Consider the following 16,276-nt stretch of genomic DNA (forward strand, 5'->3'; position numbering starts at 1 on the left):
ACAAAAAAGCCCTGTCACATAGTCGCGGCAGGGCTAAGGAAACAACGAGTAAGGGGTTAAGTATTCAGAAGAAAAAACTCCAGACAGCACGAGCGACCGATACCACGGTGTCACGTACAGCCTGGATAATTGTCCGAACCGGGGCCGGTATCAGGGGCAAGCTGCTTATCGTGTCCAACACCGAGCCGACCGTTTCACCAAAATCGTCACGGGCTTTTTTATTAACGGCATCGGTACGAAGTGGAGCACTAAGCTGTACTGTCACCGGACTACTGGCCTCCCGTGGCAGGCAACGAATCATCCGTTCAGCCATCACCCGAAGTCCCCATTGCAGACGAACTGACACCGCGCAGACCGGATTTACTGGCTGGAACAGCTCATGTAACAGGCCGATTTTGCGGCTGATGTTTTGTTTCTGTTCAGTAGATAATTTATTGCCACTGCTGGTGGGTTCGACCTTATCCGACTGGCAGATAACAAACAGCACCTTATGCCGGTAAGGCTCACCGATCACCTGACGGTAAAAATGTTCATCCACCGCTAGTGCCCGATCATCGGCCTTAATCAGCCACAGTACCAGGTCAAGTCGGGGAAGCTGCTTGCGGTAAAGTGCAGCATATTCCAAATCACGCGCATTGCTTTCCCCTACTCCGGGTAAATCCACGATGCTCATCACACGTTCCCCCACCTGCTGGCGAAAGCGCATCGGTTCGCGTGTGCAGGCGGCTACATCGCTAACCGGTGAAACCTCACTGGCAAACAGGGCATTGCACAGCGACGATTTTCCCGCCCCAGTTTTACCCATAATGCCGATCACTGGCTCGTAGTTAGCAAGCTGGTTTATCTGCTGCAGAATACGCTCTGATACCCACTGCGGCAGGCCGGGAATTGAGTTCAGCAGCGGTTTCAGGTCTTGAGAGTCCTTCATTCCTACCTATTTGAAAAATATAATAAAAACAGAATTATTCGTTAGGTTTCGCCGTTTTTGTGTGCATTCAGTAAAATGATATATATCTCAAATTTTTTCTGATTATAGTAAGAGCTATGGTGGCCTTACTTGCAGTCTTACCACTTGGATCTAGATGATGGTTTCTTTGCGAACGAGCTTAAATTTTGAGAAGGAAGTAACAGACTTGTAAGTTGATGGAGGGCATAGCAGTTAAAATGGTAAGTTTTTGATAGAATGGAATATCTAATATTTAATTAGTTTTGACGGTTGGCTAAATCTGAAGGAGTAGTACCTTGCTCATATTACATTTATCAGATATCCATTTTCGGAAATCTGAAATTCAAACTGCGCAGGATCCAAACTTCCATTTAAGAAATGAGTTGATTCGTGATGCGGCACAGCAGTGCACACGTTTAGGTGCACCTGATGTAGTGGTTGTCTCAGGGGATATTGCATTTTCAGGAGATCCAGAAGAATTTTCGTTTGCTACTGATTGGCTTGAGCGCCTTTGTGGCGCTTGTGGGTGCTCAATGGAATCAGTCTTTGTTGTACCGGGCAACCATGATGTTGTGCGGAACTTAGCAGACCGAAACTTAGTTCAGATGATCCATCAAAAAATTAAGACAGCACCCAACCCCAATGCTGAAATCATGAGGCAGCTAAGTGATCCAGATGCTCGGCGATTACTTTATGAAAGTCTGGACAACTACAATCAATTCGCACAGCAGTTTTTCTGTAGTTTACTTCCCCCAGATAGAACACGAGTGGTTCGAGACGTTGCATTGAATGATGGCTCAACACTGAGATTATGGGGATTGAACAGTGCATTTGTATCAAGTGGATATGATCGTCAGGGAGATCTATTTGTAGACCCCGCAAGTTTCCAAATTACTCGTGAAGATGGCGTTGTTAATGCCGTGCTTACTCATCACCATCTTACTTGGTTGCGTAATGCTCGTGAGCTTGAAGATCATCTGAACGATGTAGCTCCATTACAAATTTTTGGCCATATTCACACTAATCGCGTCGACATGGTTCGCGATTATGTGCGACTTGCAGCTAGTGCAGCAAATCCAGATCGGCATGAGGATGGTTGGGAGCCTGGATACAATCTAATTGAATTAGATGTTAGTGGAGGACCAACGGAGCGAATGCTTAATGTTAGAGCTCACATCAGAGTCTGGCAAACTGCACCCGGAGGATTTCAGGCGAAGATGGATAGACACTCTTCCGTGTTTGAGCACTCTATCCGGCTAGATAATTGGAACTCATCGGTTAGACCCCTCTCAAGCTTAGTAACACAGCCTCGTCTTGCTGAACATATTCCTGAGATAATGGCTGTGAAAGAGGGAAATTCAACGAACGTCCTTCGTGATCTTGGCCTTCGCTTCTACCGCCTTACATTTAGTCAAAAATTAGTGATTGCTGGGCGTTTAGAATTGTTAGAAGACGATGACATGCGTTTACCTGACTATGAACGTTTTAGACAAGTATTGCTCAGAGCTCATGAGAGGGGAATGCTTGATGTGCTTGCAGAAGCTGTGAGCGAAGCAGAACAACGATAAAGGGACTACAAGTATGGCAATATTAACATTCGCAGATCGTTATGCTGAAGCGGGCTTAGCTCCTACATCAGAAACAATTATTTCTCGCCAAGAACCGGTCAAACGGCTCGTAGATAATATCAATGAACAGCAAATACTTGATTTAACATCATTTTACTACGGTGATACTGATGTTTCTTTAGAATGGTTTCGGGCTGAGTTTTCAGAAGAAGATGCAAGTTTTAGCCTGTTGAATAACGAAAGAGAAGCACGTGTTCTATCCGCATCAGTTTTAGGGGAACTTATCGACCAAGAAAATGCGGTTGCTATCTTAGCGATATGTGCTGGGAGCGTTAAAGGGCTTCGTCAGCCTTTACAATCTTTGTGGCTTTTAAAAAACGCTGAAGAGAGTTTTTTGAAGCTGGCTATTGCAGGGAGAGCATTTCAAGAGATTCCGATCAAGATAGTTCCCACTGTTACCCCCAAACTGGACGAAGAGATTGCTGCCTTGGGCGCCACAAATGATTGGGCAACTCTTGTCACCCTGCTTGGAAAGATTCGGGCAGAAGCTCAGGCGTCGGCAAAAGCAGTTGCAACTCAGAGCATGGGAATACTGAAAAAAATTGATCGCCAGGCTGCATTGATACGGGAAGAAAGCCAGATGCTTTGGTGGCTTACAGGTGGTTATAGTAGAGTTTTTAATCGTAGTTTCACTACCTTTTCAACTCAACAAGCAGCATTAGCCGCCGCAATAGACTTGGGGGCTTTGACTAATTCTTCCGAATTTGGCCCTGTTGCTATACCCGCGATGCTTGAACGTGTAATTTTAACCGCCAAGAAGGGGCGCGGGGCACAGCCAAAAGAACTATCTGCGGCTATTGATAGTTTTAGTGTGGAGGAGCTTCGTTGTCTTAAAGCGCCATCAACATTACCTCCTAAACTTACCCCTATCTCAACCGCGATTGAATTAGCAGAGGTAATAGGTATTGGTTCTTGGTATGCACAATTTAAGTCAAGAACTGGGCTTGAATCTTCAATTCAGTTAGAGTCACTACCTCTGGCAGAGCAACTTTACCGTGAATATCTTTTAGGGCGGCTGCTGTGACAAATCAGCTCAATGAAGAAGAAACTGATGTTGATGTTTTTGAACAACCAGAATCTGTTAAGGTTCAAGCTGTTGATACCACCCAAGCTTGGGTATCACTACCCACATCTACGATGCTTACTCTGGAAGAGGCAGACCAGCTTTTGCGTTGGCGGGATGCTTCTATAATAACCATCGTTGGGGAGCGCAATGGTGGTAAGACAACATTAGTAACCGAAATATATGGTCGCTTTCTACGAGGTGCTTTTGCAAATTCCTATTTTTGCCACAGCTTGACATTAATGGGGTTCGAACGAAAAAGTTTTCATTCTCGAGCGGAGTCAGGAAGGTCATATCCAGACACAGATAGAACGTCGGCTCAAGATGGTCTACGTTTCTTTCATTTGGCATTGTCAAATGAAACAGACCTTTTACGTCGTGACCTTCTTATTTCGGAGCGAGCTGGGGAAGTTTATCGAGAGATCCGAGATCGTCCAGATCGTGCTGTAGATATGATAGAGATTCTTAAGGCAACGACTATCGCGTTTATCGTTGATGGTGAGCGCGTAGCTGCACCAAGAAAACGCGCTGAGGTTTTTTCTTCTATAAGAAATATAGTTCGTGTTGTGACTAATTCAGGGAATATTTCATCTCAAACACACATCCAATTGGTTGTTACTAAATTTGATTTACTTGAGGGGGATGAAAAATCTCAAGCTCGGGATGCTTTAGCTACATTTGAACAAGCTATTGAAAGTATGCTATCGGGGCAGTTCCATTTTGAAACTTTTCATACAGCCGCTCGTTCGCTACATCCAGATTCAGAACCAGCGCAAGGATTAGCTCCACTTCTGAAAACTTGGTTGAGACCGAAACCACCTGAGCTTATTGATAATCCTTGTCTTCCGGAGTTGACAGATGAATTTGATAAACTGTTAGTAAGGAGAGTTGTTCAGTGAATTCAAATTTTATAATTATGGGATTACCAGCATCAGGTAAGACAACCTTTTTAGCAGCACTTTGGCATTTGGTTGAATCTGATGAGACAATTTGTCTTTTAGAATTAGACGCTTATGAGGGTGATCTTACTTATCTCAATCGCATAGCTGAAGCGTGGCGAAACTTTGAAGCTGTTCCTAGAACATCTCAGGTTGGGGATATGAATGTAGCGATTCATTTGCGAAATCGCGAAACTGGTGAAAAAGGAACAGCATTTTTTCCTGATCTAGCTGGAGAGGTTTTTGATCGTCAAGTAGAAGATAGAATATTCCGAAAAGATTTCATGAAAAATTTTTCGGATGACGATGGTATCTTATTTTTCATTAGTGCAGATGTCAGAGAAGACTTTTTATCTGTTACTGAACTCAATGCAAGATTGCCAAGTAATATCGAGTCTGAAGAGACTTTGAACAATGATTCTACTGATGAGAATTCTGAAAACATAATAACTGAATGGGAACCAAAATTATTGCCCGCTCAAGTTAAAGTTGTGCAGCTACTTAGTGATATTATAAGGCCTCCCTTTGAGCCATGTTTGCGAAGAATTGCTATATTAATATCTGCATGGGATTTAGTTCATGATTCAGGAGTAACACCTAACGATTGGTTAGAAGTAAATATGCCGCTTGTAGCACAATTTTTGAAGACTAATAGTGATTACTTTGATCATCAGATTTATGGTGTGTCTGCGCAAGGAGTTAGTCTTTCTGATGATACTGCAGTTGATGAGATTGCTACTTTGCTAGCAAGTCGGAGAATTAAAATTGTTGGTCCGGAAAGTGAAGGGAATGATTTGACCGAACCTCTTGTATGGCTTATGTCGGCGGGCGAATGAAATTAGATCATTGCTTATTTGGTTATGATGATGGTCATCGATTAATTGCATCATCCTTACCTCTTGGTGACGAAATTGCTTATCTTACGGAGTTAAGTGATCTTGCACCAGGTGTTATTTTTGGAAGTTCAAAGGGGTACTGGACTGGTTTACCAGCACCTACAATTGGTCGTTATGTGTTAATGTTTACTTGGCCAGCCCCAGAGATGCCAAGACCTGGATGTGTGTGGACTCATGCGTTATTGCTAGAGCCATCAATGTTGGAGTCTATAAAAGATTTATCTATATTACAGGGGGTTATTAGCCGCCCTGGTAATTTCGTAAATAAAGATTATTATAGCCAGCCTTTGGAAGTTGATTTAACAAGAAAAAAAATCACACAATTGCCATTGGATCTTTTACTTGTAGAAAAATTAATTGATTCACTGTATGGCAAAGTAAAAACAAGCATTGAAGTTCCTTCTTCAGATCTGCTAGATAGACCATTATTTGCTGTTTGGTCTCAACAATGGCCGCGCCTCAGACGTAATTTTCGATTTCAGACCGCCGTTTCGCGTAAACCAAGGTCAACAGGTTCAGCCCGTTTTGATATCATAGCTGTTTTTTCTCAAGAAGATTTTTTTGATTCTGAAATTAAAGATATTTCATCAAGTTGGTTAAATGATGCTGTCGTTGATATTCAGAGCGAAATGCAACATTCATTCCGTAATTTCTTGTGGGAATATGGTCGAGATGTTCGTAAACAACGTGGTTCATTCAAGCCTTTAGCTGAAATATATTCGCTTAGTTATGAAACTGATACTGAGTCTATTCTCCGTATTATTGACATTGTTGCTGAAGCATTTCCGACTTTAAATGATGCTAATCATTTAAAACAAGATTTAGTCGATGGTGGTTTTGCAGGTCAGGGGCAAATAACATTACTCAATAATTTGATTCTTAGCTTTGAAGAGGAAGGGGCAGTATTCCCTCCAATCACTACTGCTGGATTTGATAATTTAACGGGTTTTTGGCCTAGGCAATCTGAGTCCGTGTTAAATCTTTTGGATTTAGCATCACAATCAAAATCTGAAAGTGGTGAGGTTATTTTTAAACACTTAATTAGAACTGTTCAAACATCTGAATTTTGGACTCTCAGTCGTTCTAATTTAATTGTTAGGAAACTCGTAGTTAAGCAGAATCCTGAATTTTTACTTGCAAATGAATCTATATTAGATGATAGCGATATCATGGACTTGTTACACTTGGTCCCTAATGATACCAAAGGCCTTGAGCAGTTTATAAACGACATGATTGAGCGTAACAATAATGATATTGCAAGTTCGATTTTTGATAATTTACCTGATATCGCTGTTGCTAAAGTTGTTCAGAAATTAAATAGTAAAAAACCGGTGCCGACTGTATGGAGAAAAGAGCTTTGGTCACGCCATGATTATCTACTTAAAGATGAGATAATTCGAAATGTAACTCGAGCAAGCTTACTTTATGATTTTGCTGATGCGTTTGGTTGGCTATCGAATGTAGTAATTGCTGAAGGTCTAGAGCCTTGGTATAACTCTTTTATGACTGTTACAAACGATCTTGACGGCGCTGCATTAGATATGCTTGATTGTTTCTCTATAGTCTTGGCTATAAAATCTGGTGGCGATAAAGGACTTAAAATAATCGAAAAAAATTACTCAAATTTGCACCGGAAAATATTGAAATCTAGGTTGTCACCACAAGCTCGTGATATGCTATTTTCACAATTGCCAGAAATTGGGTGGTTACGAGGCTGGGATTTAGGTTATCGTTTTCGATTAGCCATCGCTCAAGCTTATATTTATAATAAATGGTCAGTAAATAGCTTCGTTAGCTTAGCCTCAGATCGTAAAGGTCGTGAATTACTTGCTGATGCTGCATCAGATATTGATGGTGGACGCGAGTACTCTAATGCGGCATGGCGTGATTGACTGGTTTCTTATAAAGAGGTGATAAGGTGATGTTTGCTTATCACCTTTTGATGTACACATTTCAGACATACTCTCAGGTGTATTGGCTTAAACTTTACCTAACAATTTTCACCGATAGTACACGAACAAATCTGACAGTCTGCTTCAAGCGATAAGCCGCCATTAACTCCATGTTCAGCGGCTAGCAGGTTGCAATGCTAAAGCTTTTTGCCGTTAAATCTGAAGGCTTCGCTTCTTTTGATATCTCGCGACAATGATTCTAGCCCCGGATATATAAATGACTTCGTTATACCTAGAGATTGCAAATCTTTAAGCATTTGGGGAACCACTTCATACGGTATAAATATTTTATGCATAATTTCACGAAGAGCATCGTAATAGTCTAATGCCCATATATTTGAACCATGTAATGTGAAGTGACCCGATTGTGATCTTATCCTCGTATCTATATGACTTGATTGGACTGCAATTGGAAGAAAATTAGAACTACCTTCTTTATTCATTGGGTCAAAGTAATGGCTCCATTTGTCAGCTTCTTCGCAAATATAAATTTTCGAACGGCTTGAGACTGTTAAATAATTCAATTTTGATGGACTTAAGGCAAAAACAGCAGCTCCTTCCGAGCAAAACTCATCGCTTTCCATAAAATTTTGCGAAGGCGATTCGTCGTAATGCCTCTCTTCGTCAAAGGTAGGATTTGATTCGATAGCAAAGAATAATGCTACTAAGGCGTTTGTCGTCCAGTCTAACAGCCTTGTTGGTACACCATAGTGCTGCATCAAGAACATCCACTCAAAATTATTTGAGGGCTCTCGATTCAAAAAAGGAACCGCTCGCGACTTAAATTCATAAAACATATTTTCGGGACTAAGACCTGTTACATGACCGCCCTCTGAAAGTACCACCTGACCATTTTCGACCCTATTACCTCTGGCATCAGTTAAGGGAACGGTATCACGTAATACCGAAGGTTCTAATCTATATGAAGCGCAAGCATGTCCTCTAAACCATATGTCATCGACTTCATTTACTATTTTTGTAACTGTTGAAATATAATCTGTTAGCGAGTTTACGGCATACTTAAACATGATCATCTCCTCAATAGGAGGACTATTCTAACACCAAACTAAGTAGTGCAAGAAGCGTGCGATGAGTGAATGACTGGCTACATCATTTACCAAGATTTTTAGCTCTGTAGTGGCTAAATTAGCTGTTAATGCAAGCAGAGGTAGCATGAACTATATACAGTCCAACAATGTCTGCTTTTGGCACAGAGTTGCCTGTAGATTGGGTTTGGATCTGTGCAATAGATGTGCTAGGTCAAGTTTTAGCTAATACATCTCAGGCATGTATTGATTTGGTTATAATTAAATTTTTTCATTCCAATCTACTGTTTCCTGGTGAGGCTAATCTTCATCCAGTTCTTTAAAGGCCTGCTACGGCTGCTACACGTAGCAGCCGTAGCAGGGGTAATAAGTGTCATTCGAAATTTTGCAGGATTTTCCAGCAGGCAATTGGCCACCTCTCCCTTCATCTTAAACCCCTTTTCTAAGGTTTTCAGATGCAATCTTCAAAGCCTCACATGCCTTTTCCCGAAGACGTTTTGGATTCTCTGTTACCCCGGCAAATATCCTGATGTGTCCTAGTTCTTCTCCAGGGCATCTCAAATAACTAATAAAAACATTGATGCTACTCAGGAAATTATAAAGTGTGCATTTATCAAGTATTCCAACCAGGTTTTCATTCAATTCACAAGCTGTTAGTGTTTTATTTTTCACTATAAGCCTGGCGAGTTCATTACTGTCAATGCTATCACCTGTTTCGCGAATAAGGATATTTAATTTGCCCAGCGCACATTCTATTTCATCAAGAATACCGAATATAGATTGCGGACATACATCATATAGTGAATCTTCAGATGAATAACTTACCTTTCTTATCATGTGGTTGTACATTTTTATTGCTCGCATAATCGTCATGTTATCTGCGCATAATGCAAGATTACTATCAGTTTCTCCCTGAGTCACAGCAATAAGTTCGGTAACAGCACCTTGATTGCTCAAGGTGCTGTTTATTACGGACAGTAATGTTTTGTTTCTTATTTTTTTTCTTTCCAGTTTCACTTTTAATGCCAGTTTGATAACTGAAAAGGCTGAGGGCAGGTAACCAATCGGTAAGGTAGTTAATGGGATTTTGTTTACAAGTCGGAATGCTTCATCTGTTTTATCCTGACTGAGAAAAATGATGGTTTGCAAAAGTTGGGAGTAGGGTATTAGTACATCTGAGTTAGATGCAGATTTGAAACAAAATGCTATTTCAGCTAAATCCCATTTAGAGTATTTGGTGTTATTCCTAGTGTTAAAAATAAGCCATTTTAATTCGTGTGCATAGCGATATGGTTTTTCTTCTATTGTTACCGAAATCGGTCGAACTGCCTCATTATAAAAGGGGAGTGTAATGTAGCAGTTGTTCATCATACCCTCTGGAATAGAGATATCGACATAAAATGCCATAACTACTTTTGTAATTAATGCCATTGTTCACGGTGTATCGATAATGCATGGATATCGCGGTGACTGCAGATGTCTTACGTTCGAATGCGAGTAACACATTAAGCGACAGATAAGCCCGCTCAATTTTATCTAAATTCTGCGAGTGGGATGTTATGTTTTTTTTCGGAATGTAGCTTTCATCGTATTCTGAACGGCAATTTTTTATTATTTCTTTTATGGTCTCTTCCCATTGTCCACTTCCTGCTTTGATATCGCTAATGAAGTTAAAAAGGGGAGCCAGATGATCTTTGTACGGAAAATCAAATGAGCGAATGTATTCCCGCAAATAATTTTTCACGCTGACATAAAGTTTTCTTTTATCATCACTTTTGTGAGGGCAGTGTGTGCTGATCAAAAAACGATGAATGTGGTAATAGAAATGCATTTCATCATCGGGGGGAAGAGAATTATAGACGTCTAATGCTACTATGGGAGGCAATGCGACCTGAAGGTATCGCTTTGTGATTTGGCGATTATCTAGATGAGAAAAGACCGGGATATGCATTAGCGCATTATATAGTTGCTCGTATTTGTAAAAAACTTCGCGTCTTTCTTCGAGGCTGAAGACTTCATTGCTGTCAATTATTCTTATTATATCGTTATAGCCTTGATTAAAAAAATTCTGATGAAAGGAAAAACAGCTGTTTCCACGCACTTCACGCCGTTCGTCATGCTTTTCAAACAAGCCAAAGCACTGGTAAAGACGATACATCATATCAGCAAAAGCATGAGTCCCCACGTTCCCTCCGGTTGGTTTCCGTTTTTTGACGGGGACAGTATCTCAGATGGTGTGAGAAAGTCGAATCCAGCTAAAGAGGTCCAACAGGAGAAGTGAAAATGCCGAACATTAGTGAACAAAAAGCACACCCGCTACGCATCCTGCGCATGGCAGAGTTGACAGTGATACTGGGGATATCCCGCTCAAGCATCTACGAAAAACTGAATCCTAAATCCAGATATTACGATGCCGAGTTTCCTAAACCGGTCCGGCTAGGGGCTGCTTCCGTAGGATGGCGATCTACTGCTATTGACAAGTGGATCGCTTCCCGAACCGTTTAATTTTTTTGTAAAAAAATAAAGGATGTTGCAATGAACAATAAAAACAAAATTAATCATGAGCTTAACCTGAAGTTTGATATTCTGCCACGTCACATCAGGCATTGGGCTTCGCATTTGCACAACATAACTGGAGTGGCTATCGAGATAATCGTTGTTACGTTATTAGCCTTTTTAGGGCTGGCCTGTCAGGATTTGTACTGTGTTCAGTTAAAGAACAAGCAGCGATCCCTTCTGGCCTTGTACCTGTTGCTGCTTTCAAGATCTGGCAGTGGAAAATCAACAATATTCAGATTGTTGAAGACCCCCTTTGCACAACAAGAGCGGGAGTTTGAAGATGTTTATCGTGAAGAGCTTAAAGCATATGAGCGAATAAATATTCTTTGGGAGGCAGAGTTTAACGTATTAAAAAGACTTTATAAAAAGACTCTGAGCAAGGGAGAAGATACTACCGAAACGAGTAAGAAACTTGAAGAATGGATTGGCCGACAGCCGAAAGTGCCAGTACGAAAGGTCATTATTACAACGAATCCGACAAGCGAAGCACTCGCAAAATCAATCGGACTGGGGTATCAAAATAAGGCGCTTTTTAATGACGAGGCAACCGCAGTGTACAAGGGGAGTGTGTTCAACAATCCCGCGCTACTCAATACATACTGGTGTGGAGACAAAGTTACAATAGATAGGGCTGCCACTGAAAGCTTTGTCATTGAAAATTATGTGTTTTCATATTTTTTAGCGATGCAGCCTCAACCCTATGACAATACCAGCAGACAGAAAAAAGCAAACATCAGAGAGACTGGATTACAGGCACGTACACAGATGATAGATATGGAGCAAATTATAGAACCGTGCATCATCAACGGTGATTACACTCATAGTGAGGCAGTGCTTTCTGAATTGTACTCAGTGATAACGCGGCATATAAAAGCAGGTGTGAAGCGAAGAGAAAATGGTGATGAACTAATAAAGCTTTCTCTGGCACCAGATGCCCAGGAACTATTGGATACAACATCGTTAAGTTTGCAGCAAAAGATGAAACCTGGAGGTTCCTTGTTTCCCTACGATGATTTAGGTGCCCGTATTATCGAGCAGGGTCTCAGAATGGCAGGCATTTTTCAGGTTTCTGGTGAACCCGATTCGACAATAATAACAAAGGAAAATTTGTTATCAGCTTTGAATTTGATGGATTGGTTTGTCAATCACGCTATCACAAAAATTGATTCTACAAGAGAGCTTAGTGATGAAGAAAAAATATTATTCTGGCTGGAATCGCATCTTGTCGAAAATGGCTCGTACGATTTCAGAAGAAACGACATTATCAAAAAGGGCCCAAGATCCATCAGATGCTCTGAGCGGCTTATACCAGCATTGGAAAAGCTTAAATCGAAAGGAATGGTGCAGTTATTCGAAGAGGCAGGTATCAATTATGTCAAATTTATCGGTTCAACAATGAACCCTGTCGAACTGGCAGCTAAGACCAATACGCCAATACATCAGACTGGTCCGCTGACACTGAGTAAGTTAGCTCGACCAGAATAACTTCAGAGTTATTTTGATTATATATCATTGAGTTAAATCTATTTCTTACCCAGGCGTACTGCGGCTTCCTTTATCACCACGTAGTTGTCCAAGTCACTTGGAAAGCCCGGTATATGTAATATATGTCTATCTTATATATATATATAGATATAGATATATAAGATAGACATATATATAGATATAGATATAGATATATAAGATAGACATATATATAGATATAGATATAGATATAGATATATATTTCAATTAGGAATAAGCATATAAAACATAGTAATACATACCAGTGAACCAAGGTGATCCTACTGCAATAGGGCACCATGGCCATTACTTAAACCATCCCACAATAACCTGGGTAGCTACTGGCTACCCATTACCCAGTGAACTTATATTATGAAATCACCTTACGGATTAACTGAAAAGCAGTTTAAGTTCCTGCTGCAGGAAGCTGAAGACAAATATGATTCCAGAATATCAAGCTATATGCTTCGTCGATCGCTTTCTGTGATATCTAATTATGTGGAAAACTATAACCGGGTATTTGCATTACGTGCTGATCTGAGATTTGCTCAGTCCCATGTGCCTGGAGAGCCAGACTTGCCGCTCTGCTTTCAGAAGGATGATGAGAAAGCCATAACTCGGGCTATAGAATCCCTTAAAAGCCAGTTACGGGAAGAGCACAAGCGTTCTGGCAGGACTGGTGAGTCTAGGCCACTCGGCTATATCTGGGCCAGAGAGCGTGTTACCGGGGAACATCATCACTACCATCTGGTTCTGCTGTTTGACAAAGAGGTTTATGCCTATCTGGGGAATTACACTGAATCTGATGCTGACAATATGGGAATCAGGATACAGAAAGCCTGGTGCAGCGCCATTGGGCTTGATTATCCTGAATATGCTTATCTCCCGCATTTCCCGAAGAATCATACCGCCTGGTTCACTCGGGATGACGCGTTAACGTTAAGTGATGACTACTATGAGTTTCTTCTACGAATAGCTTATCTGAGCAAAGACTACAGTAAAGATTTCTATGACGGTTATCGCAATTTTGGCACTAGCCAGCTAATACAGCGGCCCTTGAGCGACAAATAGAATTTCAGTTGCAGACTTGCCGATAAAAGTGCAGGTCTGCATCTATTTCTTGATTCTGTTTCCACCATCACCTGACAAGCTGGCGATAATCACATTCCATCTCATCGATGAAATCATCACCTATTGTAGGAAATCCACTGGTTAAACGCCATTCCCCTTGAATTCTAAATAAATCATAGAGATGGCTGTTCTTTTTGTATGCGATATGGACAGGCACAAAAGGCCTGTTTTTTACGATAGCTTCGTTTAGTTTGCTGGTGCTGATGACATTGTATTGATCCCCTGTGATATCAATAACGATATCATCCAACTCCAGCCAGTAGTGAGTTATTGCATCATTTTTACCTGTTACTCCTGAGATACCTTTCAATTCCAACTCAGGCCATAATTTCAGAAAGTGGAAGGAAAGTAGCATCGAAGCAAGCCTGCAGCTTTCAACAGGAAAGTTGTCAGGTACAAGGTAAGTTTTCGATGGATCACATTTTTCGAGCAGTTCCCGAAATCTGATGGCCTCTTTGCGTATTACCTGGACGGTTAACAAATTTATCTCCCTGATTATTATATGAGTGGTTGAAAGTCTCTGCAGATAGGAAAACGGTTTGCTCAGGCTTTTGAGATTGGTGACATGTCATAATCCTCCCATACCTGCATCATCGGGCGTCGCTCATTCAGCAGGCCTTTACGATGGTAGGTTGCTTCAGATTTGTTCCTGATAGTATGAGCCAATGCTTGCCTGGTTAGATCATGCGTGTAACCCAAGGAGTAAGATCTTATAAAACAGGATTGCGCCATTACCGCACACTCCTGTTTTTTGCTTGTGTGGATTAAGAATTGGTCTTATCCAGTGAGCTTTAATGTTGTAAATTCAACTTCAGCGAGGCTACCACTATCTGCCTTTTTCACAAAGTCAGCCCACCATTGCATCATTGGTCGTCGCTGCTCAAGATAATCGCTGCGGTTATAGGCTCGGCGAACCTCATTCTTATCCACATGGGCCAGTGCAGCCTCAATAACATCAGGCGGAAATCCCTGCTCATTGAGAGCAGTGCTGGCGATAGAGCGTAAGCCATGAGAAACGAGAACGCCTCCCAATCCAGCACGTTTGAGTGCTGCATTCACTGTTTGGCTATTCATCGGCTGGGTTGGTTTGATGCGACTGGGAAAGATAAATTCTCGGCCACCACTGAGAGACTTCATCATTGCCAGAATAGCGAGAGCCCCATCAGATAGTGGAACCGTATGGTCCCGGTTCATCTTCATTCGAGCTGCAGGAATTTTCCATTCGCTAGCATTGAAATCGATCTCATCCCATCGAGCCTCAGCTGCTTTGGCAGGGCGGGTAATGGTGAGAAGTTGCCACATGAACAAGCACCGCGTTGACACACTGATACTTGCCGTACGCATTGTTTGCATTAACTGTGGAAGCTGATCCGGACGGATACTCGGCATGTTTTTCTTTTGCGGTTTCTCGAACGCTTTTCCGATATTTACACTGGGAACCGCATCAATCAGGCCCGTGTTCTGCGCATAAATCATGACTTCATTAATTCGCTGACAAAGGCGTCGAACAGTCTCTAATGCCCCTCTGGCCTGAACCGGCTGAACTGCTTTAACCAGAGTATGAGCCTTAATCTCAGTGACACTGATATCACCGATTGCTGGAAAAACATCTCTCTCAAGCGAGCGCCAGATATCGTCGGCATAGTCCTCTGTTACGCTGGCTTTTTTCACATTCCACCAACGCTCGGCAACTAATAAGAAAGTGTTGGTTTTGGCCTCTTGAGAATTTCTCACCTGTTCTTTCTGATGTTCCTGAGGATCAATGTCTTTCGCCAATAAAACTCGAGATTCAGCTCTGAGTTTACGTGCATCTGAGAGTGAGACGGCAGGGTAGGCACCGAAGCTCTGTTTGGTTCGCTGCTTGGTCAGAGGTCGGTAGTAACGGAACTGCCAGAGCTTACTACCGCTGGACTTGATTAACAGAGTAAGCCCGTCACCATCATACAGCTGGTAATCGGCATCTTTAGGTTTGGCGGCTTTGATTTCCGTATCGGTTAACGGCTTGGTTTTTCTTGCCATGGGAGTCTCCATGCATTTAGGCCCAACGAAAACAATAGAGCTTTTCGTTGGGCCTATCAATGGGCCTAAAAGGTTCGGATTTAATTAGTTCTCTTCGGACTTCGCGGGACAAATTGAGGGCACAAAAAAGCCCGCAGGGCTTGCGCCGTGCGGGCTCTTAGGACTTCATCGGATGACTCTGGTAATCACCGATGGAGAATTTTGGTGGAGCTGGCGGGAGTTGAACCCGCGTCCGAAATTCCTACATCCTTGGTACTACATGCTTAGTCTGGTCTTTACATTCGCTTGCCAGCTGCGGACAGACACGCCACTAACAAACTAGCCTGATTGGATTTAACGCTTCAACCCCAGGCAAGGCATCCACGCGATCTCTTTTGGGTTTGACCTCTCTTGATCCCCGTCCTAAGAGCGGAGGCTAGGGAGAGAGGGCTCTGCGCAGGTTATTAAGCTGCCAGTGCGTAGTTTTCGTCGTTTGCGACTATTGTTTTGCGGCTTTTTACGAGGCCAACCGCCCCTCGGCATGCACCTTGGGTTTCGCAAATCCCGTCGAATCCAGAATCAGCCCCAAGTATATTTAAAAGCAAGTATATCAGAA

14 protein-coding genes and 1 other RNA gene are annotated in these 16,276 nt (G+C 42.0%); 8 read left to right on the plus strand and 7 right to left on the minus strand.

Annotated features, from left to right (window positions below; translation table 11 throughout):
* Positions 1-64: 64 nt before the first annotated feature.
* Positions 65-928, minus strand: coding sequence for a GTPase family protein (locus IQ209_RS04920; RefSeq protein ID WP_193849533.1), 864 nt, complete (start codon positions 926-928; stop codon positions 65-67).
* Between the two features lie 314 nt (positions 929-1,242).
* On the opposite strand from IQ209_RS04920, the gene IQ209_RS04925 reads away from it, so the two are divergent.
* The 5 genes from IQ209_RS04925 to IQ209_RS04945 are packed head-to-tail and all read left to right on the plus strand — an operon-like array spanning position 1,243 to position 7,363.
* A complete protein-coding gene (locus IQ209_RS04925) occupies positions 1,243-2,514 on the plus strand; it encodes a metallophosphoesterase (RefSeq protein WP_193849535.1) in 1,272 nt (423 codons plus the stop codon).
* Between the two features lie 13 nt (positions 2,515-2,527).
* Positions 2,528-3,598, plus strand: coding sequence for a GTPase-associated system all-helical protein GASH (locus tag IQ209_RS04930; RefSeq protein WP_193849537.1), 1,071 nt, complete (start codon positions 2,528-2,530; stop codon positions 3,596-3,598).
* Positions 3,595-4,536, plus strand: a complete 942-nt coding sequence (locus IQ209_RS04935) for a hypothetical protein (RefSeq protein WP_339378913.1) — start codon at positions 3,595-3,597, stop codon at positions 4,534-4,536. The genes IQ209_RS04930 and IQ209_RS04935 overlap by 4 nt, the downstream gene beginning before the upstream one ends.
* Positions 4,533-5,411 carry a CpaF/VirB11 family protein gene (locus IQ209_RS04940; protein WP_259364376.1) on the plus strand — a complete coding sequence of 293 codons (879 nt, stop codon included), beginning with the start codon at positions 4,533-4,535 and terminating at the stop codon, positions 5,409-5,411. The genes IQ209_RS04935 and IQ209_RS04940 overlap by 4 nt, the downstream gene beginning before the upstream one ends.
* Positions 5,408-7,363 (plus strand): hypothetical protein, encoded by a 1,956-nt coding sequence (locus IQ209_RS04945; RefSeq protein ID WP_193849540.1) that lies wholly within the window; start codon positions 5,408-5,410, stop codon positions 7,361-7,363. Before IQ209_RS04940 ends, IQ209_RS04945 begins: the two co-directional genes overlap by 4 nt.
* A 197-nt stretch (positions 7,364-7,560) precedes the next feature.
* Here the strand turns inward: IQ209_RS04945 and IQ209_RS04950 are convergent, their stop codons facing one another.
* The 3 genes from IQ209_RS04950 to IQ209_RS04960 form a co-directional block, all read right to left on the minus strand.
* Complete coding sequence (locus IQ209_RS04950) at positions 7,561-8,451, minus strand: FRG domain-containing protein (protein ID WP_193849541.1); 891 nt, start codon at positions 8,449-8,451, stop codon at positions 7,561-7,563.
* Positions 8,452-8,898: 447 nt separating this feature from the next.
* Positions 8,899-9,876, minus strand: coding sequence for a hypothetical protein (locus IQ209_RS04955; RefSeq protein ID WP_193849543.1), 978 nt, complete (start codon positions 9,874-9,876; stop codon positions 8,899-8,901).
* Positions 9,803-10,654 (minus strand): hypothetical protein, encoded by an 852-nt coding sequence (locus tag IQ209_RS04960; RefSeq protein ID WP_193849545.1) that lies wholly within the window; start codon positions 10,652-10,654, stop codon positions 9,803-9,805. Before IQ209_RS04960 ends, IQ209_RS04955 begins: the two co-directional genes overlap by 74 nt.
* Positions 10,655-10,752: 98 nt before the next feature.
* Between IQ209_RS04960 and IQ209_RS04965 the strand changes: the two genes are divergently transcribed.
* From IQ209_RS04965 to IQ209_RS04975, 3 genes are all read left to right on the plus strand, one after another.
* Positions 10,753-10,974, plus strand: a complete 222-nt coding sequence (locus IQ209_RS04965; protein ID WP_193849547.1) for an AlpA family transcriptional regulator — start codon at positions 10,753-10,755, stop codon at positions 10,972-10,974.
* A 30-nt stretch (positions 10,975-11,004) separates the two neighbouring features.
* On the plus strand, positions 11,005-12,513 hold the full coding sequence (locus IQ209_RS04970; RefSeq protein WP_193849549.1) for a DUF3987 domain-containing protein: 1,509 nt from the start codon (positions 11,005-11,007) through the stop codon (positions 12,511-12,513).
* A gap of 390 nt (positions 12,514-12,903) precedes the next feature.
* Positions 12,904-13,602 (plus strand): inovirus Gp2 family protein, encoded by a 699-nt coding sequence (locus IQ209_RS04975; RefSeq protein ID WP_193849551.1) that lies wholly within the window; start codon positions 12,904-12,906, stop codon positions 13,600-13,602.
* A 67-nt stretch (positions 13,603-13,669) separates the two neighbouring features.
* Here IQ209_RS04975 and IQ209_RS04980 read toward each other — a convergent pair whose 3' ends face one another.
* The 3 genes from IQ209_RS04980 to ssrA form a co-directional block, all read right to left on the minus strand.
* Positions 13,670-14,143 carry a hypothetical protein gene (locus tag IQ209_RS04980; protein ID WP_193849553.1) on the minus strand — a complete coding sequence of 158 codons (474 nt, stop codon included), beginning with the start codon at positions 14,141-14,143 and terminating at the stop codon, positions 13,670-13,672.
* A 296-nt stretch (positions 14,144-14,439) separates the two neighbouring features.
* Positions 14,440-15,681 carry an integrase gene (locus IQ209_RS04985; protein WP_193849555.1) on the minus strand — a complete coding sequence of 414 codons (1,242 nt, stop codon included), beginning with the start codon at positions 15,679-15,681 and terminating at the stop codon, positions 14,440-14,442.
* Positions 15,682-15,883: 202 nt separating this feature from the next.
* Positions 15,884-16,247: a transfer-messenger RNA gene (gene ssrA / locus IQ209_RS04990) on the minus strand.
* Positions 16,248-16,276: the final 29 nt, after the last annotated feature.

Source organism: Xenorhabdus sp. BG5 (assembly GCF_015163665.1).
Taxonomy (GTDB): Bacteria; Pseudomonadota; Gammaproteobacteria; order Enterobacterales; family Enterobacteriaceae; genus Xenorhabdus.

Excerpts from the sequence above, each read along its gene's own strand:
- IQ209_RS04975 (WP_193849551.1), top strand. The coding sequence starts at position 12,904 with ATGAAATCACCTTACGGATTAACTGAAAAGCAGTTTAAGTTCCTGCTG.
- IQ209_RS04970 (WP_193849549.1), top strand. The coding sequence starts at position 11,005 with ATGAACAATAAAAACAAAATTAATCATGAGCTTAACCTGAAGTTTGAT.
- IQ209_RS04930 (WP_193849537.1), top strand. The coding sequence starts at position 2,528 with ATGGCAATATTAACATTCGCAGATCGTTATGCTGAAGCGGGCTTAGCT.
- IQ209_RS04950 (WP_193849541.1), bottom strand. The coding sequence starts at position 8,451 with ATGTTTAAGTATGCCGTAAACTCGCTAACAGATTATATTTCAACAGTT.
- IQ209_RS04955 (WP_193849543.1), bottom strand. The coding sequence starts at position 9,876 with ATGGCATTTTATGTCGATATCTCTATTCCAGAGGGTATGATGAACAAC.
- IQ209_RS04965 (WP_193849547.1), top strand. The coding sequence starts at position 10,753 with ATGCCGAACATTAGTGAACAAAAAGCACACCCGCTACGCATCCTGCGC.
- IQ209_RS04920 (WP_193849533.1), bottom strand. The coding sequence starts at position 928 with ATGAAGGACTCTCAAGACCTGAAACCGCTGCTGAACTCAATTCCCGGC.
- IQ209_RS04945 (WP_193849540.1), top strand. The coding sequence starts at position 5,408 with ATGAAATTAGATCATTGCTTATTTGGTTATGATGATGGTCATCGATTA.
- IQ209_RS04985 (WP_193849555.1), bottom strand. The coding sequence starts at position 15,681 with ATGGCAAGAAAAACCAAGCCGTTAACCGATACGGAAATCAAAGCCGCC.